The sequence below is a fragment of the Campylobacter concisus genome, assembly GCF_902460675.1.
Lineage (GTDB): Bacteria > Campylobacterota > Campylobacteria > Campylobacterales > Campylobacteraceae > Campylobacter_A > Campylobacter_A concisus_AJ.
The window spans coordinates 1,322,693-1,342,314 of sequence record NZ_CABPUQ010000001.1; the positions used below are offsets into that span (position 1 = coordinate 1,322,693).

17 protein-coding genes, 2 tRNA genes and 3 rRNA genes are annotated in these 19,622 nt (G+C 40.8%); 6 read left to right on the forward strand and 16 right to left on the reverse strand.

From position 1 onward, the window contains the following. Positions 1 to 271 precede the first annotated feature (271 nt). The 10 genes from rrf to F3G88_RS06475 all read right to left on the reverse strand — a co-directional run bounded on the left by rrf (position 272) and on the right by F3G88_RS06475 (position 10,484). A 5S ribosomal RNA gene (gene rrf, locus F3G88_RS06430) occupies positions 272 to 390 on the reverse strand. 132 nt (positions 391 to 522) lie between these two features. Then, a 23S ribosomal RNA gene (locus F3G88_RS06435) occupies positions 523 to 3,426 on the reverse strand. 325 nt (positions 3,427 to 3,751) lie between these two features. After that, positions 3,752 to 3,827, reverse strand: a tRNA-Ala gene (locus F3G88_RS06440). Positions 3,828 to 3,839: 12 nt separating this feature from the next. After that, positions 3,840 to 3,916 (reverse strand) — tRNA-Ile (locus tag F3G88_RS06445). A gap of 94 nt (positions 3,917 to 4,010) precedes the next feature. Further along, positions 4,011 to 5,521 (reverse strand): 16S ribosomal RNA (locus F3G88_RS06450). The 16S, 23S and 5S rRNA genes sit together here with 2 tRNA genes alongside, the layout of an rRNA operon. A gap of 335 nt (positions 5,522 to 5,856) precedes the next feature. After that, a complete protein-coding gene (locus F3G88_RS06455; protein ID WP_103574312.1) occupies positions 5,857 to 7,197 on the reverse strand; it encodes a DUF945 family protein in 1,341 nt (446 codons plus the stop codon). After that, positions 7,194 to 7,760, reverse strand: coding sequence for a DedA family protein (locus tag F3G88_RS06460; protein ID WP_180999972.1), 567 nt, complete (start codon positions 7,758 to 7,760; stop codon positions 7,194 to 7,196). Before F3G88_RS06460 ends, F3G88_RS06455 begins: the two co-directional genes overlap by 4 nt. Further along, a complete protein-coding gene (locus tag F3G88_RS06465) occupies positions 7,760 to 8,356 on the reverse strand; it encodes a lipid-binding SYLF domain-containing protein (protein WP_149715677.1) in 597 nt (198 codons plus the stop codon). Before F3G88_RS06465 ends, F3G88_RS06460 begins: the two co-directional genes overlap by 1 nt. A gap of 9 nt (positions 8,357 to 8,365) precedes the next feature. After that, positions 8,366 to 9,919 carry a ribonuclease Y gene (gene rny, locus F3G88_RS06470; protein WP_149715678.1) on the reverse strand — a complete coding sequence of 518 codons (1,554 nt, stop codon included), beginning with the start codon at positions 9,917 to 9,919 and terminating at the stop codon, positions 8,366 to 8,368. After that, complete coding sequence (locus F3G88_RS06475; protein WP_149715679.1) at positions 9,840 to 10,484, reverse strand: 5-formyltetrahydrofolate cyclo-ligase; 645 nt, start codon at positions 10,482 to 10,484, stop codon at positions 9,840 to 9,842. Before F3G88_RS06475 ends, rny begins: the two co-directional genes overlap by 80 nt. Positions 10,485 to 10,533: 49 nt before the next feature. Here F3G88_RS06475 and F3G88_RS06480 point away from each other — a divergent pair, with 49 nt between their 5' ends. Genes F3G88_RS06480 through F3G88_RS06500 form a run of 5 tightly spaced genes read left to right on the forward strand, consistent with a single transcriptional unit; the run spans position 10,534 to position 14,806 of the window. After that, positions 10,534 to 11,169: a TlpA family protein disulfide reductase gene (locus F3G88_RS06480; protein ID WP_149715680.1), complete on the forward strand. Its 636-nt coding sequence runs from the start codon at positions 10,534 to 10,536 to the stop codon at positions 11,167 to 11,169. Then, entirely contained in the window at positions 11,169 to 12,035 is an 867-nt protein-coding gene (gene ftsY / locus F3G88_RS06485) for a signal recognition particle-docking protein FtsY (protein ID WP_149705532.1), read from the forward strand. The genes F3G88_RS06480 and ftsY overlap by 1 nt, the downstream gene beginning before the upstream one ends. Further along, the gene (locus F3G88_RS06490; protein WP_107929358.1) at positions 12,028 to 12,390 is read left to right on the forward strand and encodes a VanZ family protein; all 363 of its coding nucleotides are present in this window, start codon (positions 12,028 to 12,030) and stop codon (positions 12,388 to 12,390) included. The genes ftsY and F3G88_RS06490 overlap by 8 nt, the downstream gene beginning before the upstream one ends. Then, positions 12,365 to 13,705: a DNA repair protein RadA gene (gene radA, locus F3G88_RS06495; protein WP_107929359.1), complete on the forward strand. Its 1,341-nt coding sequence runs from the start codon at positions 12,365 to 12,367 to the stop codon at positions 13,703 to 13,705. The genes F3G88_RS06490 and radA overlap by 26 nt, the downstream gene beginning before the upstream one ends. A gap of 57 nt (positions 13,706 to 13,762) precedes the next feature. Further along, positions 13,763 to 14,806, forward strand: a complete 1,044-nt coding sequence (locus F3G88_RS06500) for a Cj0814 family flagellar-dependent secreted protein (RefSeq protein WP_149715681.1) — start codon at positions 13,763 to 13,765, stop codon at positions 14,804 to 14,806. Positions 14,807 to 14,841: 35 nt separating this feature from the next. Here F3G88_RS06500 and F3G88_RS06505 read toward each other — a convergent pair whose 3' ends face one another. The 4 genes from F3G88_RS06505 to fliL all read right to left on the reverse strand — a co-directional run bounded on the left by F3G88_RS06505 (position 14,842) and on the right by fliL (position 17,487). Next, positions 14,842 to 15,654 carry a cell surface protein gene (locus tag F3G88_RS06505; protein WP_149715682.1) on the reverse strand — a complete coding sequence of 271 codons (813 nt, stop codon included), beginning with the start codon at positions 15,652 to 15,654 and terminating at the stop codon, positions 14,842 to 14,844. Between the two features lie 10 nt (positions 15,655 to 15,664). After that, on the reverse strand, positions 15,665 to 16,468 hold the full coding sequence (locus tag F3G88_RS10475; protein WP_149715683.1) for a Cj0814-related protein: 804 nt from the start codon (positions 16,466 to 16,468) through the stop codon (positions 15,665 to 15,667). Positions 16,469 to 16,609: 141 nt separating this feature from the next. Beyond that, positions 16,610 to 16,954: a holo-ACP synthase gene (acpS, locus tag F3G88_RS06515; protein WP_149715684.1), complete on the reverse strand. Its 345-nt coding sequence runs from the start codon at positions 16,952 to 16,954 to the stop codon at positions 16,610 to 16,612. Continuing rightward, positions 16,951 to 17,487, reverse strand: a complete 537-nt coding sequence (fliL, locus tag F3G88_RS06520) for a flagellar basal body-associated protein FliL (protein ID WP_002942267.1) — start codon at positions 17,485 to 17,487, stop codon at positions 16,951 to 16,953. Before fliL ends, acpS begins: the two co-directional genes overlap by 4 nt. Positions 17,488 to 17,545: 58 nt before the next feature. On the opposite strand from fliL, the gene ybaK reads away from it, so the two are divergent. Beyond that, a complete protein-coding gene (ybaK, locus tag F3G88_RS06525) occupies positions 17,546 to 18,028 on the forward strand; it encodes a Cys-tRNA(Pro) deacylase (protein ID WP_107805035.1) in 483 nt (160 codons plus the stop codon). Here the strand turns inward: ybaK and F3G88_RS06530 are convergent. Together F3G88_RS06530 and F3G88_RS06535 are read right to left on the reverse strand one after the other, a co-directional pair. Continuing rightward, positions 18,017 to 19,003: an SAM-dependent methyltransferase gene (locus F3G88_RS06530; RefSeq protein ID WP_149715685.1), complete on the reverse strand. Its 987-nt coding sequence runs from the start codon at positions 19,001 to 19,003 to the stop codon at positions 18,017 to 18,019. The genes ybaK and F3G88_RS06530 overlap by 12 nt on opposite strands. Next, the gene (locus F3G88_RS06535; protein WP_107715132.1) at positions 19,000 to 19,608 is read right to left on the reverse strand and encodes a trimeric intracellular cation channel family protein; all 609 of its coding nucleotides are present in this window, start codon (positions 19,606 to 19,608) and stop codon (positions 19,000 to 19,002) included. Before F3G88_RS06535 ends, F3G88_RS06530 begins: the two co-directional genes overlap by 4 nt. Between the last annotated feature and the right edge of the window lie 14 nt (positions 19,609 to 19,622).

Consider the following 19,622-nt stretch of genomic DNA (forward strand, 5'->3'; position numbering starts at 1 on the left):
CTTAACTAAACAAGCCACTTTATATCGCATTCGACCTTATAGTACTAAGTAGTTTAAGCTTTGGGTTTTCAAACTTCATAACTCATTTAATAAAGAATAAAAACATTGTTAAAATTCCAAAAAAATTTATATCAAATTTTATCAAGACATATACATTGGGGCTTTAATATAAAAAAATTAATCATTCATAACACTTATTTTGCACTCAACAGAAAGTAACAATAATAAAAACTAGGATTAAAAATATAAGAACCAAGCAGATAAACAACAAAGCCCGCAACGACCTACTTTTCCAACATCCCAGTAAGGGAGAGTATCATCAGCCAGGACGAGCTTAGCTTCTTGGTTCGAGATGGAGCAAGGCGTTTCCTCGTCTGTATAGTCACGGGCAGTGTTAAATAAAAGATATATTAGCAAATCTCTTATTTAACACTACTAGATAAAGTTAAAAGTCATAAACAAAGTTTTATAAAAACATATCTTATTAAGTTTTTACCCTTAACAAGGAAGTGATGCTTATTAAAAGATAAGCAGACGAGCTATTAGTACTGGTCAGCTAAAGGACTTTCATCCATTACACACCCAGCCTATCAAACACATAGTCTATATGAGCTCTTAAAAGAAGATTCATCTTGGAGTTGGCTTCCTGCTTAGATGCTTTCAGCAGTTATCACATCCCAACATAGCTACCGAGCGGTGCCCTTGGCAGGACAACTCGTACACCAGTGGTTGGTTCGACCCGGTCCTCTCGTACTAGGGTCAACTCTCCTCAATCTTCTTGCGCCCACGGCAGATAGGGACCGAACTGTCTCACGACGTTCTGAACCCAGCTCGCGTACCGCTTTAAATGGCGAACAGCCATACCCTTGGGACCTGCTCCAGCCCCAGGATGCGATGAGCCGACATCGAGGTGCCAAACCTCCCCGTCGATGTGAGCTCTTGGGGGAGATCAGCCTGTTATCCCCGGGGTACCTTTTATCCTTTGAGCGATGGCCCTTCCACACAGAACCACCGGATCACTAAGACCGACTTTCGTCTCTGCTTGACGTGTATGTCTCGCAGTTAAGCTGGCTTATACCTTTATACTCTACGAACGATTTCCAACCGTTCTGAGCCAACCTTTGTAAGCCTCCGTTACATTTTGGGAGGCGACCGCCCCAGTCAAACTACCCACCAGACATTGTCCTACTTGAGGATAACTCAAGCTAGTTAGCTATCAGAATAAAAAAGAGCGGTATCTCAACAATGGCTCACCATAAACTGGCGTCTATGGATCAAAGCCTCCCGCCTATCCTGCACATTTTTATCCCAATAGCAGTGTCAAGCTGTAGTAAAGGTCCACGGGGTCTTTCCGTCTTGCCGCGGGTAGGAGGAATTTTCACCTCCACTACAATTTCACTGGATCCCTCTTCGAGACAGCTCCCATCTCGTTACGCCATTCATGCAGGTCGATATTTAATCGACAAGGAATTTCGCTACCTTAGGACCGTTATAGTTACGGCCGCCGTTTACTCGGGCTTCGATCAAACGCTTCGCAGAGCTAACGTCATCAATTAACCTTCGAGCACCGGGCAGGCGTCACACCCTATACATCCTCTTACGAGTTAGCAGAGTGCTGTGTTTTTGGTAAACAGTCGGGAGGGACTCTTTGTTGTAACCTTCAATGCTTACGGAGTAAATCCTTCACAAAGTTAGGCACACCTTATACCGAAGATACGGTGCTATTTTGCAGAGTTCCTTGAAGAGAGTTCTTCCACGCGCCTTAGAATACTCATCCCACCCACCTGTGTCGGTTTACGGTACGGGCAACTATAACTAAACTTAGAAACTTTTCTTGGCTCGACAGTATCAAGAATATACGATCTATTCCGAAGAATTTCACGCACCCACTTGCCTCAGCTTAAAGGAATTCGGATTTGCCTGAATTCCAACCTACACACATGGACCAGCTATTCCATCAGCTGGCTCCTCTAACTCTAAGCGTCCTTCCATCGCACATTATAGTTGGCATTGGAATATTAACCAATTTTCCATCGCATACCCCTTTCGGACTTTGCTTAGGACCCGGCTAACCCTACGATGACGAGCATCGCGTAGGAAACCTTGGGTTTACGGCGTTGGGGATTCTCACCCCAATTATCGCTACTCATGCCTGCATGCTCACTTGTATTCGCTCCAGCACTCCTTACCGGTATACCTTCAACGCAAATACAACGCTCTCCTACCACTTAGTAAAACTAAGTCTAAAGCTTCGGTACTCATTTTAGCCCCGTTATATTTTCCGCGCAGAATCACTAGACCAGTGAGCTATTACGCTTTCTTTAAAGGATGGCTGCTTCTAAGCCAACCTCCTGGTTGTTTAAGTAACTCCACATCGTTTTCCACTTAAATGAGATTTAGGGACCTTAGCTGTTAGTCTGGGTTGTTCCCCTCTCGACGACGGATTTTATCACTCGCCGCCTGACTGCCATGATTACACACTAGGTATTCGGAGTTTGATAGGGTTTGGTACATTGGTGTATGCCCTAGCCCATTCAGTGCTCTACCCCCTAGTGTTACTACATGACGCTATACCTAAATATATTTCGGAGAGAACCAGCTATCACGATGTTTGATTGGCCTTTCACCCCTATCCACAAGTCATCCCATAGCTTTTCAACGCTAGCGGGTTCGGTCCTCCACCGGCTCTTACACCGGTTTCAACCTGCTCATGGATAGATCACATCGTTTCGGGTCTGCAACGTCTGACTAAATGCCCTATTAAGACTCGCTTTCGCTACGGCTCCGGGTTTCCTTAACCTTGCCAGACATCACAACTCGCAGGCTCATTATGCAAAAGGCAGTCCATCACCCTGATAAATCATAGGGCTCTGAATGATTGTAAGCAAATGGTTTCAGGTTCTATTTCACTCTGATCACCTCAGTTCTTTTCACCTTTCCCTCACGGTACTTGTGCACTATCGGTCTAGTAGTAGTATTTAGGGTTGGATAGTGGTCTACCCAGCTTCAGACAGAATATCACGTGTTCCGCCCTACTCAGGATACTGCTAAGTAAAACAAAGCTTTCATATACGGGGGTATCACCCTCTGTGCCTAACCTTTCCAGGTCGTTCTATTAGCTAAGTTTAGTCTATATTGCAGTCCTACAACCCCACTAGTAAACTAGTGGTTTGCCCTCTTACGCGTTCGCTCGCCGCTACTAGCGTAATCTCTTTTGATTTCTTTTCCTGAGGGTACTAAGATGTTTCAATTCCCCTCGTTTGCTCCGTTATACGGTAACTAATATCTCTATTAGTTGGGTTGCCCCATTCAGAAATTCCCGGATCAAAGCCCCTTGACGGCTCCCCGAGACTTATCGCAGCCTGGCACGTCTTTCATCGCCTCTACTAGCCAAGGCATCCACCACTTGCTCTTTGTAGCTTACCTTTTCTATATTAGATTATTCTAATTCGCATCACTTCCTTGTTAAAGATAACTTTATGTTACTACATTTAAATTCTAGCTCTCAAGACGGAAAGCATTGACTACTATTTAGATAAGTTTTAAATCCTAAATAGATTGTGATGTCAAACTTTTGCAATAAATGCAAAGAAAATAGAAATTTAAATCTTTAACAAGTCCTGTAAAATTGTTTTTAAAACTTGCTTGTGACTATTAACAATATTAATTAAAAGAACATTTAGACAAAAGTCTAATTAGAAAGTTTAAATTTAAACTTTCTAATTAGACTTAATGTAGTTAAACTATTTTATGGTGGAGAATAGCGGGATCGAACCGCTGACCTCCTGCGTGCAAAGCAGGCGCTCTCCCAGCTGAGCTAATTCCCCAATTAAATTCTCTGGTGGGCCTAACAAGACTTGAACTTGTGACCTCACCCTTATCAGGGGTGCACTCTAACCAGCTGAGCTATAGGCCCCTATAGGTCTATCAATCTTTCAAAACTAAACAAGGATGATTGAGAATATCTTTCTTATAGATATCTTGTGAGAGAATATCTATATGTACTCTAGAAAGGAGGTGATCCAACCGCAGGTTCTCCTACGGTTACCTTGTTACGACTTCACCCCAGTCGCTGATTCCACTGTGGACGGTAACTAATTTAGTATTCCGGCTTCGAGTGAAATCAACTCCCATGGTGTGACGGGCGGTGAGTACAAGACCCGGGAACGTATTCACCGTAGCATGGCTGATCTACGATTACTAGCGATTCCGGCTTCATGGAGTCGAGTTGCAGACTCCAATCCGAACTGGGACATATTTTATAGATTTGCTCCATCTCGCGATATTGCTTCTCATTGTATATGCCATTGTAGCACGTGTGTCGCCCCGGACATAAGGGCCATGATGACTTGACGTCGTCCACACCTTCCTCCTCCTTACGAAGGCAGTCTCATTAGAGTGCTCAGCCGAACTGTTAGCAACTAATGACGTGGGTTGCGCTCGTTGCGGGACTTAACCCAACATCTCACGACACGAGCTGACGACAGCCGTGCAGCACCTGTCTTAACATTTCTGCAAGCAGACACTCTTCTATCTCTAGATGATTTGTTAGATATCAAGTCCGGGTAAGGTTCTTCGCGTATCTTCGAATTAAACCACATGCTCCACCGCTTGTGCGGGTCCCCGTCTATTCCTTTGAGTTTTAATCTTGCGACCGTACTCCCCAGGCGGTATACTTAATCCGTTAGGTGCATTACTGCCAAGACTAGCTTAGCAACAACTAGTATACATCGTTTAGGGCGTGGACTACCAGGGTATCTAATCCTGTTTGCTCCCCACGCTTTCACGCATTAGCGTCAGTTGAGTTCCAGCAGATCGCCTTCGCAATGGGTATTCCTGGTGATCTCTACGGATTTTACCCCTACACCACCAATTCCATCTGCCTCTCCCTCACTCTAGATTATCAGTTTCCCAAGCAGTTCTATGGTTAAGCCATAGGATTTCACAAGAGACTTGATAATCCGCCTACGCGTCCTTTACGCCCAGTGATTCCGAGTAACGCTTGCACCCTCCGTATTACCGCGGCTGCTGGCACGGAGTTAGCCGGTGCTTATTCGTTAGGTACCGTCATTGTTCTTCCCTAACAAAAGGAGTTTACGCTCCGAAAAGTGTCATCCTCCACGCGGCGTTGCTGCTTCAGGGTTTCCCCCATTGAGCAATATTCCCTACTGCTGCCTCCCGTAGGAGTCTGGACCGTGTCTCAGTTCCAGTGTGACTGATCATCCTCTCAGACCAGTTATGCGTCATAGCCTTGGTGAGCCATTACCTCACCAACTAGCTGATACAATATAGCCTCATCCTACACCGAAAAACTTTCCCTATCTAACTTATGCTAGAGAGGTGTATAGAGTATTAGCAGTCGTTTCCAACTGTTGTCCTCTAGTGTAGGGCAGATTAGCTATACATTACTCACCCGTGCGCCACTAACTCATAAGAGCAAGCTCTTACTTGTCCGTTCGACTTGCATGTATTAGGCACGCCGCCAGCGTTCACTCTGAGCCAGGATCAAACTCTCCATATTAACCTTCTTTAGCGTAAAGCAAAGCTTTACTAAGAAGCAACACTAAAGACTAAGATTGCTAATGTAATCTAGTAATTAATGTTTTTACTAAAATTGCTTTTAGTATTTATTATGAAGTTTTTAATCAAAAAAACTTTTAGTTTTTATATTAGTTTGTCTAATCTATTATTTAAGCATAATAGACTGGCTCAATCGATCACTTGTTTAGATTTCAAAGATTGACTAATAGTTTAACAATTGTAAGTTAAAAGAACTTTCTGCTCTGCGTTCTGCAAAACAGAAAGTAAAGTATATAGAAGTGATGCTTAAAAGCAGATAAAAATCAGGCTATTTTTTTAAAAGCCCATAAATAAATTTTGAAGTCCAACCTTTTCATTAAAAATGATATCTTTTTTATTTGGATCGTACTTAAATTTACTTACTACTTTTTTACCATCTTCTTTCAAGTATCCAGCAGATATAAGCGTTGGCTCGATAAGAGTCATCTCAGGAAAGAGTGTATCAAAAAATTTAGCCAAACTCTCATCCACGCTTAGCTCACCATTAAGTGATAGCTTATCAAAGATCGCAAGCTGACTTTCTCCGCTTTTAAAGCCATTGATAGCAGCATCTAGTTTTAAATTTATCGCATTATTGCCATTTTTAAAGCTTAATCTATCCACTTTCACACTTGGGTTTTTCTCTAAAATTTGACCCATTACTTCGTCCAAATTTAACCCAGCAAAGATACTCTCATTTGTATCAACATTTACATTACTTAGTCTATCAAGTATATTATTTATAGTTGGCACGTTGATATTTGCTATTTTGCTATCTAGGATAAAGTCTGTAAATTTCACTTTATTAACAGCAACCGCGCCTATCTTCACCACGTCATTTGAGCTACCAAGATCATTTGAGACTTCAAATTTCGAGCTATACTCAAGATCATCTAAAGCGACATTGCCATCCTTTTCATCTAATAATGCTAGTTTTTTGATCTTAGCTTTTGCTATGTAAGGGGCTAGTTTGCTCTCAAATATCTTTGAAATTTCAACTGGCACAGTGTAGCTTGTATCTATATCGACGCCTTCAAGATTAACTTCTGCTTTATTTTCTTCGTTAAGGTCTTTTAATGAAACTTTCTCAAGACCCAAGTTTGCGCTATTTACATTATCTTTTGCATCCAGTTTCAAGCCAAATTTCACATCCTTTGTATGAACGTTCATAGTTTGCTTGTCACTAAAGTCAATGTCACTAAATTTAACTTTTACATCTTTATCGCCACTTACGCTAGCCTTTGTTTTAGCCGTTGCGACGACGTTTGACCCAAGAAATGAAGCTACGATATTTTTTATCGCTTCATTTTGTATAGAAATTTTTGAGTCGATATCAAAGCCATTTACAAATGCAAGCACTGAGTGAGAAATCTCATTTTCTACCTTGAAATTTAGATCCTCATCTACATCTTTGCCAGCCAAATTTTTCAAAAAATCTTTTGAAACGATAAGATCAAACGATCCTTTTGAGCCAAAAAAGCCTTTTTGATAGCTATTTTCTGAAACTTTAAAGCCATTTACATCATTTAGTCTATCAACTATCCTTTGATAGTTCTCCTCAACCTTGTTTGAGGCAAAATAAACAGCGCCTGTGACGATCACGATAACTACGATTAGAGCAGATATCACCTTTTTCATGCTTTTCTCCTTTTTGTAATGTGTTGTAAAAACAACCAGATACCTAATAACAAGCCAACCATGGCAAGTGGCATGATATAGCCATGCTCGCCAAGATAATTGCTCACACTCATAAAATAATCCCCTGCTTTATAACTTGCAAGACCAACGATCACCGCCCAAAGCACCGAGGAGATCAAATTTATAACACTAAATTTATAAAAAGAGTATTTTGTAAGTCCAAGCGCGATAGGCACCAAAGTTTTGACGCCATAGATAAATTTCTTGATAAATATTATCTTATCGCCGTGCTTTTTTGCCAAAATTCCAGCATAGACAAGCTTTCTTTTGTGATTTTTCACATAAGGCATAAGTGAGCTTTTGTTAAACCTTGCGACGTAAAAGATCAAAGTATCGCCGATCGTGTTTGCCACGGCAGCGACGATTATGCTAAGAGTGATGTCCATTTTGCCTGCAAAGCTTAATATTCCAGCAGCGATAAGCGCAACCATGCCACCACCAAGGCTGTAAAAAAACAGCACAACGTAGCCATAAGTTGAGATTGAGTTTATAATATCTTGCATCATTGCCCCAAAAGTTTAGAAGCTGAAGATATTAGTTGCTCGTATGCGTAGCCACTTTGTTTTAAAATTTCATCCTTTGCGCTAATGACTGCTCCGCCAAAGCTAGCTCCAGCGAAAAATCCATCATTTGCGGCATACGCATAGATGTCGCTTGAAAATTTAAAATCGCTTACTTTATTATAATTGCGCCCGATATCGCCAAATGCCACTGAAAGCTTCGTATCAAGCGTGATCTTAGCGTCTTTTATGTCGTAGATGATGCTATCTTTAAATATAAAAAGCACAAGCGAGCTATCTTCATAACCAAGCTGTATGCCGATGCTGCCGCCACTTATACTAACTGGCAAAATTTCACTTGGAGAGTTGATGTTGCCAACGACCATGATGCCATCTCCGCCCATGCCACCAACTACAAAACCAACCTTTTTAACACTTGGAAAGATGATCGTCGCTTTTGACTGCTCGATAAGCTCTTTTATAGGAGCGTTTCTAGCGCCTCTCATCGTCGTTATAAACGAATTTGCCGAGTCTAGCACAAGCTCCTCGCTAGCAAAGACAAATGAGAAAAACATTATTAATGATAAAAGAAATTTCATATCTTGCCGTTATTTCGCAAAATCAACAGCGCGAATCTCTCTGATGACGCTTACTTTTATCTCACCAGGATACTGCACCTTACTCTCGATCTCTTGAGCGATCTCTTTTGCTACAAGCACTGCCTCATCGTCGTTTATAAGTTTAGCATTTGCGATGACGCGGATCTCACGGCCAGCGTTGATCGCATAAGCTTGTTTGATACCCTCTTTGCTTTTTGCGATGTTTTCGATCTCTTCGACACGTTTTAAGAAGCTCTCAAGCACCTCACGTCTTGCTCCTGGACGAGCTGCACTTAGTGCATCAGCCGCGCAAACAGCAGCACTTTCTATACTTGTCGCCTCTTCGTGACCGTGGTGAGCATAGATCGCATTGATGACAACTGGATGCTCCTTGTAGCGTTTGCAAATTTCAGCTCCAAGATCAACGTGGCTGCCCTCGTACTCGTGAGTTAGCGCCTTGCCGATGTCGTGAAGTATGCCAGCCCTTTTTGCTAGCTTTTCATCTCCGCCGCACTCTGCTGCGATGATGCCAGCAAGATGAGCTACTTCAAGGCTGTGAGCAAGGGCGTTTTGACCGTAGCTTGCTCTAAATTTAAGCTTGCCTATTAGTTTTACTATCTCTGGATGAATTTTATTTAGACCAAGGTCCATGACGATGTTCTCGCCCTCTTCTTGTATGCTTTGCTCAAATTCTTCAGTCACTTTTTTGTGCAGATCTTCTATCCTCGCAGGCTGAATTCTACCATCCTCCACCAAAAGCTCGATAACTCTTGTTGCGATCGCACGTCTGTAAAGGTTAAAGCTACTTAGTATGATCGCGTGTGGGGTATCGTCGATGATGATATCAACGCCAAGGACCATTTCAAGGGTCTTGATATTACGTCCTTCTTTGCCGATGATCCTGCCTTTTAGCTCATCGCTTTTGATATTTACGACATTTATCAGACGTTCAGCCGCAAATTCTCCGGCAAATCTTGACGTAGCCTGCGCCAAGATGTAATTAACCCTCTTTTTAGCCTCTCTTTTTGCCTCTTCTTCGTACTTTCTAACGATGTGAGCGATGTCTGCGCGTGACTTCTCCTCGACCTTTTTAAGCACAACCTCTTTTGCCTCTTCCTCCGTTAAGCCAGCAGCGTGCTCAAGCACCCTTATCGCCTCTTCTACTTTGTTTTGATAAGTCGCTTTTAAATTTAAACCCTCTTCGTAAGTGACCTTCGCATCTTGCTTCTCTTTTTCAAAAAGCTCTTTGCTCTCATTTAAAAGCTCTTGCTCATTTAGCAAAATTTTCTCTTTTTTGGTTAGCTCATCAAATTTACTTGCATACTCTTTTTGAAGCTTTGTCGTCTTGTCGTCATATCTTTTTTTAGCCTCAAATTCAGCCTCTTGCACTGAAATTTTAGAGTTTTTAAGCGTTAGCTCAGCTTCATACTCGATGGCTTTTGCCTTTGCTTTTGCTTGCTCTAAAAATATGTTGTAGTTTGCATCATTTATCTTTTTTGCATAAAGATACCCTGCTCCAACGCCCACCACACCGGCTCCTAAGCCTATTAAAACCTCTATCATTTATTCCTCTTTTTATATAATTTTTACTTGGGGTTATATAAAAGTCTCCCACTGCATCGTGCGCCTGCGAGAGCACATCTTTGGTGTAGAAGTCTTTTACCTCTAAGAAAACTATCAGTTTTGGCTTAATGGGCAAAGTGTCAAAAAATCTATCGTAAAATCCTTTTCCGTGCCCTATCCTTGCCATAGCTCCATCAACCCCAATCGCTGGAACTACCGCCATATCGAGTTTAACATTATTCATTTTTTTGCCAGATGGCTGCCTGACATTAAATTTATAAGTTATAAATGGCAGTCGCAATCTTACCATCTCTAAGCTAAGACCTACCATAAAAGGGGCAAAAATTTCACATTTATGTGATAAATTTCGTCTTATTTTAAGCACATCGACTTCGTAGTTAAGCGGCAGGTAAAAGAGCACCTTTTTAGAATTTGTGTAATTTATCAAATTTAAAAGCGTTTTTGCTGCCTTATGATGTGTGCATTTTGCTCTAAATTTAGTAAGCTTTATCAAATTTGCTCTTGCTTTTTTTCTAAATTCGTTTTTTTCTAAATTAACGCTCATTTTATGCTCTTTCTTGTATAATCCTGAAACATTTTTCAAAAGGAAATTTATGACACTAAAACGCGCAATTATAACATCACTTTGTCTTTTTGCATTTTTCGGATGCGGTGACGACTCTAACAAAAAGAGCGAGCAAAACACTAGCGAACCAGCTGTGCAAAGTAAAAATTTAGAAGAAAATGCCAGCAAAGATGAAAATTTAAGCAAAGATACGCTCACTCCAAAAATGAATGAGAGTACACAAAGCGACGAAATAAAAGAGATAAGCCTAAAACTGCTTAACGGCACAACTATGCAGATCACAAAAAGAAGCAACGGCTTTGACGTAAAAGATGGCAAAAAAGCGACACTTTATGTATTTTTCGCTACTTGGTGCCCACCTTGCAAGGCTGAGATACCATCTTTAAACAACCTAAGTGAGAAATTTAAAAACGAGCTAAACATCGTTGCTGTCTTGCTTGAAGACAAGAGCGAGGACGAAGTTAAAGAATTTGCTCAAAAATATAAGATCAAATACGACATCGCAGTTGGCGAGGGAAATTTCTTATTTGAAAAGGCGATGGGCGGCATCAAAGGACTCCCTGCATCTGCACTCTTTAAAGCAAATGGCGACTACGCTCAAGGCTACATCGGTCTTGTGCCTGAAGAGATGCTTGAAACTGACATAAATAGGGCCATAAAATAATGCTTGAGTTTTTAAAAAGAGGCTTTGAAAAGACCTTTGGAGCGATAAGCTCGGCTAAAAAGTCAAAAAAGATCGACAAAGAGAGCTTAGAAGAAATTTTACTAGAGGCTGACGTGGCTTACGAGATCGTGGAGGAGATTTTATACTACTTGCCGCCGCAAGATGAAGTGAGCAGAGCTGATCTTAGACGCGTTATGAGTAGCTATTTTATCTACGAAAATGAGCGCGTGATAGAGCCTGACAAGCCATTTGTCGATCTCATCCTTGGCGTAAATGGCGCTGGCAAGACGACAACCATCGCAAAGCTAGCAAATTTATATAAAAATAATGGCAAAAGCGTCATTTTGGGCGCTTGCGATACATTTAGAGCTGGGGCGATCGAACAGCTGCGCCAATGGTCGATCAGACTAAATGTGCCAATAGTCGCCACCCAGCAAGGACATGATCCTTCAGCTGTTGCCTACGATACGATCAGCTCGGCCCTTGCAAAAGGCATCGACTGCGTCATCTTAGACACGGCTGGCAGGCTTCAAAACCAGACAAATTTAGCAAACGAGCTTGATAAGATCGTTCGTATCAGCAAAAAAGCCTACGAAAAGGCGCCTCACCGCAAGATACTCATCCTTGATGGCACGCAGGGCAACGCTGGCGTCGCGCAAGCAAAGGCATTTAACGATATCGTCGCGCTTGATGGCGTCATCATCACAAAGCTTGATGGCACCGCAAAGGGCGGAGCGCTATTTGGCGTGGCAAGGGAGCTTGAGCTACCTATATTTTATATAGGCGTTGGCGAGAGCATGGACGATATCATCAAATTTAACCCAGACGAGTTTTTAGACGAGCTGATGGACGCCATTTTTGAGTAGGGTAAAATTTCTTAGTAAAATTTGCTTTTTCGCTGCTCTTTTGGCGATTGATTTTCTTGCATTTACTCCAAAAAGTCCTGCAATCATCGAAAATTCGTGGGACAAAGCAAACCATTTTTTAGCCTTTTTCGTCCTTTATATACTGCTCTACCTTGGCTATGAGTTTAAAATTTTAAAAAATTTAGCCCTACTTTTAGCCTTTGGAGTGCAAATAGAGCTCGTTCAGGCACTTTTACCAAACAGGAGCTTTAGCCTGCTTGACATCGTAGCAGACATGATCGGAGCGGCCTTTGGAGTGATGATAATTGAAATTTTAAAAAGGATATATTATGGCAAAAGCAAAGCCAGTTTTTGAGTGTCAAGCCTGCGGTAATCAACAGGCAAAGTGGCTGGGCAAATGCCCACAATGTGGGGCTTGGGATAGCTTTGTCGAGCTTAGCCAGCAAGAGATAAAGATAAGTAAAGAGATAGCAAAAAGCAGCAGCACACCTAGCAAAGCCATAAGCATAGACGAAGTTGAAATTCAAAATTTTACGAGATTTAGCACCAAAGATAGCGAGCTAGACATTGTTCTTGGTGGCGGCGTAGTCGAGGGTTCGCTTGTGCTTATAGGCGGCAGCCCAGGCATCGGCAAATCAACCCTGCTTCTAAAAATCGGCTCAAATTTAGCAAAAGATGGCAAAAAAACGCTCTATGTAAGCGGCGAAGAGAGCCAAAGCCAGATAAAAATGAGAGCTGACAGGCTAAATGCGGTGGATAAAAATTTATACCTGCTAACTGAAATTTGCCTAGAAGATATCCTGCTAGAAGTGCAAAAGAGCGACTACAAGGTGCTTGTGATAGACTCCATACAAACGCTTTATAGCCAAAACATAACCTCCGCGCCAGGCTCGATCACGCAAGTTCGTGAGATCACGTTTGAGCTAATGAGACTTGCAAAGAGCCAAAATATCTGCGTTTTTATCATCGGTCACATAACCAAAGAGGGCTCGATCGCAGGTCCTAGAGTGCTTGAGCACATGGTCGATGTGGTGCTTTATTTCGAGGGCGACGCGAGTAGAGAGCTGAGGATTTTGCGTGGGTTTAAAAACCGCTTTGGCTCGACGAGCGAGGTTGGTATATTTGAGATGAGTCAGCAAGGGCTCGTGAGCGCAAATGAGATTTCGAGTAAATTTTTCACACGTGGCGGGGCGATGAGTGGCAGTGCGATCACTATCATAATGGAAGGCTCAAGGGCGCTTAGCATCGAAATTCAGGCGCTTGTTTGCGAGAGCGCCTATCCAAAGCGAAGCTCGACTGGCTTTGAGAGAAACCGCCTAGATATGCTGCTAGCCCTACTTGAGCGAAAACTTGAAATTCCACTTGGGCACTACGACGTCTTTATAAATGTTTCAGGCGGCGTTAAGATAAGCGAGACTGCAGCCGATCTAGCCGTCATCGCAGCGATAATAAGCAGCTTCAAAAACCGCCCTATCAGCAAGGACAGCGTCTTCATCGGCGAGCTAAGTCTAAACGGCGAGATAAGAGAAATTTTCAACCTCGATCAGCGACTAAAAGAGGCAAAAACGCAGAAATTTAAAAACGCCATCATCCCAAACAAACCGCTTGACACGCAAGGCCTAAAGTGCTTTTACGCCAAAGACATCACCCAAGTGCTTGAGTGGATGTAGATTTACTCTGGAACAAATCATGCTTGCTTTTTGACAGATAATATCAAGGAGCAAGCCATGAATGATATTAGCATCTTAAGCACAAATGTAAATTCATACACCAAGCAACAACACAAACAAGATAGATCTACAAATTTTAGTGATCTTATAAAGCAAAGTGTTAAAGAAGAGAGTAACAAGCCAAACCAAGAGCCAGCTAAATTTAACTATATCTCTTCTTCACAAAATAGCCTCATCTCTTTAAATTTCAGTGATCTTCAAGCTTATGGCTACACAGTAGATAAGGCAGGCTTTATGGGAGCTGACTTTAACAAAGCTGCAGGTTTGCCGCAAGACTTTAAAATCCACAAAAGCACACTTGATGAGATAGTTAGATACAACAACAAAACATATCTCTTCACGCAAGATAGAAGCAAGGCTGCCTTTGAAAAGATAGACGTAGCTGATACTACAAAGCACTACTATAAACTTTTTAAAAGCATTGTAGGCGATGAAAAAGATAGATATAGTAAAGCTGATCTAGCAAATTTACCAAAAGGCTTTAGCCTAGATACCAATCAAAAAACCTTTGGTAAAAATGCAAATTTCTTAAAAGATGTCAGCCTAATATCCGTTACAAATGTATATAAAACATTTGATCAAGTTAGTGAAGCAAAGAGCGTTAGAGATGAACTTAGAGGCTTTGGAGTAAGCCACGAGGTCTATGAGCTAAATTTTAGCAAAGAGCATCTTGATGCAAAAGCTAGTGATGAATATACATTTAATCCTGACATGTCAGTATATCAATCAGATGATACTTACAGCAGTGCTGGTGTGTTTGTGGGATTTTTAAAGAGCTTTAGTCCTATCGCTAGTGATAGTGGCGAGACAAAGCTTAGCGTAGAGGCAAGCTCTTACTCAAAGCTAATGAGTGAGCAAAGCTTGGCTGATAATATAGTGCCTCTCTCAAGGCTTTTAAAAAATGAGAAGATGATCAAATTTATTTTAGAAGAGCTACTAAAGAGAAATTTACTCACTTCAAAAGATGGCAAAAGTGCTGGTGAGATAGTAGATAGTGTGCTAGCTCATGCCACAAAGCTTCAAAATGAGACAAAAGTTTAAATAGATAAATTTAAAAGGTGGCTATCTTTAACCAGTTAAGCCATCTTATTTAAAATTTGCTTCTTATCTATCTTTTGCATAAGCTCCAAGACATCTATGCCTCTTTTTTCTTTAAATTTTAAAAGTTCTCTTGTATAGAGAAATTTTTGATCCTTGTTTATATCATAGGTCTCATACTTCTTCTTAATCTGCATAGGTTTAAATTTCTTCTCGCTTTGCTCTTTGGCAAAATTTGCATTGTATTCTTGTTCTTCTTTGTGTAGTTTAGCTAGAAATTCTTTATGCTCTTTTGTAGTTTTTTCTACGTCTTCTTTATAAAGCTTTTTAAACTCTTCTATGTTTAGATCAGCTCGGCTAAGTAGAGCAGAGCCTTTTTTACTTGACATCGCATCATCAGGCAGCGATCGCATAAAATTCTCTAGTTCCGTTTCTTCTTCTTTTGTGCCAAGACCAATCATAAAGCCATTTATTGTTGGCTTGCCATCAACAGAGTTTGTAAGTAGCCAATCCATATAGCTTTGTAACTCTCCAACTCTAAATTCTTCCATAGTTTCTGGAGGATATTTTGATGCTAAAGCTCTTCTTTCTTTCATGGGGTAATCAGATAGCATATTATCTATTCGATTTATAGTATCTGTTATCCAGCCCTCTTTACTTTGGTCTATATCAATAAATTCTTTTACATTATCAGTCCAGGGTCTAAACATATACTTTGAGTAATCAAATTTCTCTTCGCTGACGCTTTTGTCTTTCTTACCTTCTTTGTTTATATTTTCTGTTGTATTTTCTTTTTGGATAGTGGTTTCTTGTATCGGTGTGTTGCTAAGTCCGTTTATGCTAGTTATCATTTCAGTCCCCCTATGCTGTCTTATCCACTTTAAGCTTTGCCACTTTTTCTAAAATCTCAAACATACTCTTGCCACTATCAAATTCACTCTTTATAAATTTATAAAGCTCCTTAAATCTCTCATCGGCTTCAAGCTTATAGGTTTGAGACTTTTTAGTAACTTGTATAGGTGTAAATTTCTTCTCTTTCTTCTCTTCTTTGTTTTGTGTTTCAAGATCGTTGATAGAATTTATAGTCTCTTTTGCTAGCTCATCATCAAGCTCTAAACCAAAGCGCTCCTTTAGTGCAAATTTAGCCCATTTGCCCTTGAACTCATCAACACTCATATCGCTATCAAGCAGTTCAGCTGTTTTGCTACCACCAAAAGCTATAAAAGAGAGGATTTTTTTATTTGCAAACTGGTCTATAAAATCATCAACACTAAGCTTTTTACTATTTAATGGATCTTTAAAAATGCCCTTTGGCTCAAACGCTGGATTTCTCTCAAGCCCTAAAGCACCGCTATCATCTATAAATTTCTTTAGCTCATCTATCTCATCTTTTGAAAAAGAGTCGTCATAGCCCATTAGCTTGCCAAGTATGCTTACTCTTGCCTCTCCTTCGCCTTTTACAAAGCCAGTGAGTGAGTGATCATATCTGTCGTATTCTCTTGCTCTTTCTTTATCATCTAGCCTTGCATACTTAGGAAATGTCATGCCATGACCCATATCGTTACTAAGTATCTCGTTTATATCGTTAAATTTAAAGCCCATCTCTCTTGCTATATTTTCTCTTGAGAGATAGTTAGGGGTTGAAAGATTATTAGAAATTTGCATTTTACTATCCTTAGTTCTTATGATCACCAAAGCGTTACATCAAATTTCGTCTTTTTTGTAAAAAAGTTTATATAAGTATTTATTTGCAAATTAGGCTTTATATCAAAAAAGTAGCTAAAAGTTAGAAAAAACAGACAAATTTCACACTATCATCACTGCAGCTACGGCAAATCCGCCGTCGTGAGTTATACTAAGGCTTGCTTCTTTGATATTAAAATTTGTATAAATTCTTGGGCTAAATTTTATCTTTGGTGCGTTTCTTGCGTCTTTGCTGAGCATAATGTCTAAAAAGCCACACTCTTTGCTGATGCCCACACCAAGAGCTTTGCTAGCTGCTTCTTTGGCTGCCCAAAATCCAGCCAAAGTCGTATCATTTTTTGCTAGCGCGATCTCATCATCGCTTAAAAATCTCTTTAAAAAAAGCTCGCCGTGACGAGCCTTCAGTCTTGAAATTCTATCTATCTTAACGATATCGATGCCTATCATTGCACCACGAAATCAGTAAAAAATATGTTTTTGATGTAGCCATCATTTAGCACTTCATTTAGCTTGCCGACGATCTCGTCTTTTAGCCTATCCTTGCCCTTTGCAGTGCTTACTTCTTCGTAAGTTTTAGAAGAGAGCGTTCTTATGATGATATCTCTTAAAAGTGCTTTTTTCTTATCAAGCTCGGCAGTTAGTAGCTCGTCGCTTTGCTCTAAATCGATCTTAGTTTTAAGAAATCTTGATCCATTTTCACTAAGTAAATTTACGACAAACTGATCAAGCGGATATATCGGTCCCATGTTCGAATAGTCGTTGCCACCGCGTTTTGCTTTGTTTTGAGCGGGTGCTGGTTGAGTTTGAGTCTGAGCTGGTGTTTGCGCCATATTTGCCTCTTTTGGCTCGTCTGAACTAAGCATCAAAAACGCCACTAGCCCTCCGATAACTAGCAATAAAACAAATATCGCGATGATGATTATCATCAAAGCGCCATTGCCACCTTTTTTTGCTTTTTTCTCTTCAACTTCTTCAGCCATCTTTCCTCCTTTAAGTTTTGGCTATAATTATACAAAAAATTCACAAAAATGAGAAAAGATGATACATAAAACCAACGCCGCTAGGCTTTTAGACAAGCTAAAAATAGAGTATGAGATACTTGAATACGAAGTCGATCTAAACGACCTTTCAGCCGTTCACGTCGCAGCTAGCACCAAGCAAGATATAAAGCAAATTTACAAAACGATCGTCTGCCAGTGCGAGCCTAAAAATTTTGTCGTTGCCTGCTTGCAAGGCGATCTGGAGCTTGATCTAAAGGCACTTGCTCATGCGTGCGTGGCCAAGCGCTGCGAGCTTATAAATTTAAAAGACCTAGAAAAGATCACCGGCTACATCAGAGGCGGCTGCTCGCCACTTGCTATGAAAAAGCACTTTGCGACCTTCATCGATGAGAGAGCAAAAGAGCAAGAGTACGTGCTAGTAAGCGCTGGAGTAAGAGGCAAGCAGATAAAGATAGCTCCAAATGACCTTTTAAAGGCTTGCGAAGCGGATTACGCTGATATCGCCAGGCTAGCCCTTTAAAAACTCTATAAATTTAAACTTCTCGCCTAAAAACTCGGGCGAGAGTAGAAATTTTGCCTGTTTTGTGGCGTTTTCGTAGGCTTGCTTGCTGCCTTTTTCAAGTACCAAAGATAAAATTTCATCCACGCCAAAGTCGCAAACCAAAGCATCATTTTGTTTTTTAAATTTAAGCATCAAAAAGCCAGCCAGAGAGAAAGCCTCTTTTACCTGCTTAAAACAAAGGCTATAAGTTAGATCTGAGCTTTTAAAATATGGCGCAAGGTTTGAAATTTCAAACAAAGAAAAAACTTGATGGTCTTTAAAAACTCTTAAGCTAAATTCATTTTTTGGCTCAAATTCGCCGTAGTCAAAGCTTAAAAATCTAATTTTTTTTGCCGCATTTGCAAGCTGAAGCGCAAATTTAGCGTAGCTGGTTGAAATTTCGCCCTTTTTTATGCCAAATTTCTTTGCAAGGGCTAGCAAATTTTGATCCGCCTTTTGCCAGTGAAATTTTAGGTCACTATCCACAAAAAGCATATTTTCTCCCTCTATCACCTCGCAGCTAAACGCGTCAAGTAGCTCATTTGAGATGACAAAAATTTCATCAAACGAGCACTCATCTAAATTTTCATAGTGTTTTATTTTTATCTCATTACCAAAGCGATTTTTAAAGGTTTCAAGCTGTTTTTTGCGTAAAATTTCATGAGGTTCTATGATGATAAACTCTAAATTTGACAAAATTTCTGGCTCAAGCGTAAAGACACCTTGCGCGAAATCAGCCAGCATATCGCCTGAGTTTGCACCGATCTCCACAACCTTGCAAGAGCTAGAAATTTCGCCATTTTTAAGTAGTTTTAAGAAGTAGTTTGCAAGGCAAGCGCCAAAGAGGTAGCCGACACTTACATTTGTGTAAAAATCGCCCTTCTTGCCGATATCCACGCCAAATTTATAGTAGTTTTTATTGACCCAGATATCAAAAAACTCGCTAAATTTCATAGATCAGGCAGCTTCCAGCCTCTGTAAAATGCGAACATCCTGACCGTTATACCAGCAGCTAGCAGCAACATAGTAAAAAATATGTTGGTAAGGCCCAGATGATAGAGGATAAAGTAGGCAAGCCCCACGCCAAGGCTTATCGTGCCGTAAAGTCCGGTGCGTAAAAACCATGGGACTTCGTTTAGCAAGATATCTCTTAAGATACCGCCGCCAACGCCGTTAAAAAAGGCGATCATCATGACGCCAAAGATATTATAGCTATACTCGATGGCAACCATCGCACCGACAATAGAAAAGCAGATAACGTCGATCGCATCGGCAAAAATAAAGACAAATTTCTTCTCCAAGCCCTCTCTTTTTATATGTAAATTTGTGATCCTGGATGCGACAAGCATAAAGATGACGACGCTTACTGGCATGTAGTGAGTGAATGAATAAACTGCCCTGCCAACGAGCATATCACGCATAATACCACCTCCAAGTGCGGTCAAAAATGCGGACAAAAAGACGCCAAGCCAGTCGCACTCCCTCTTTACTGCAAACAAAAAGCCACTAAGCGCAGCTGATGCGATACCAACGTACTCCACAAAAAGTATTAAGCTCATATTTTTTCCTTAAA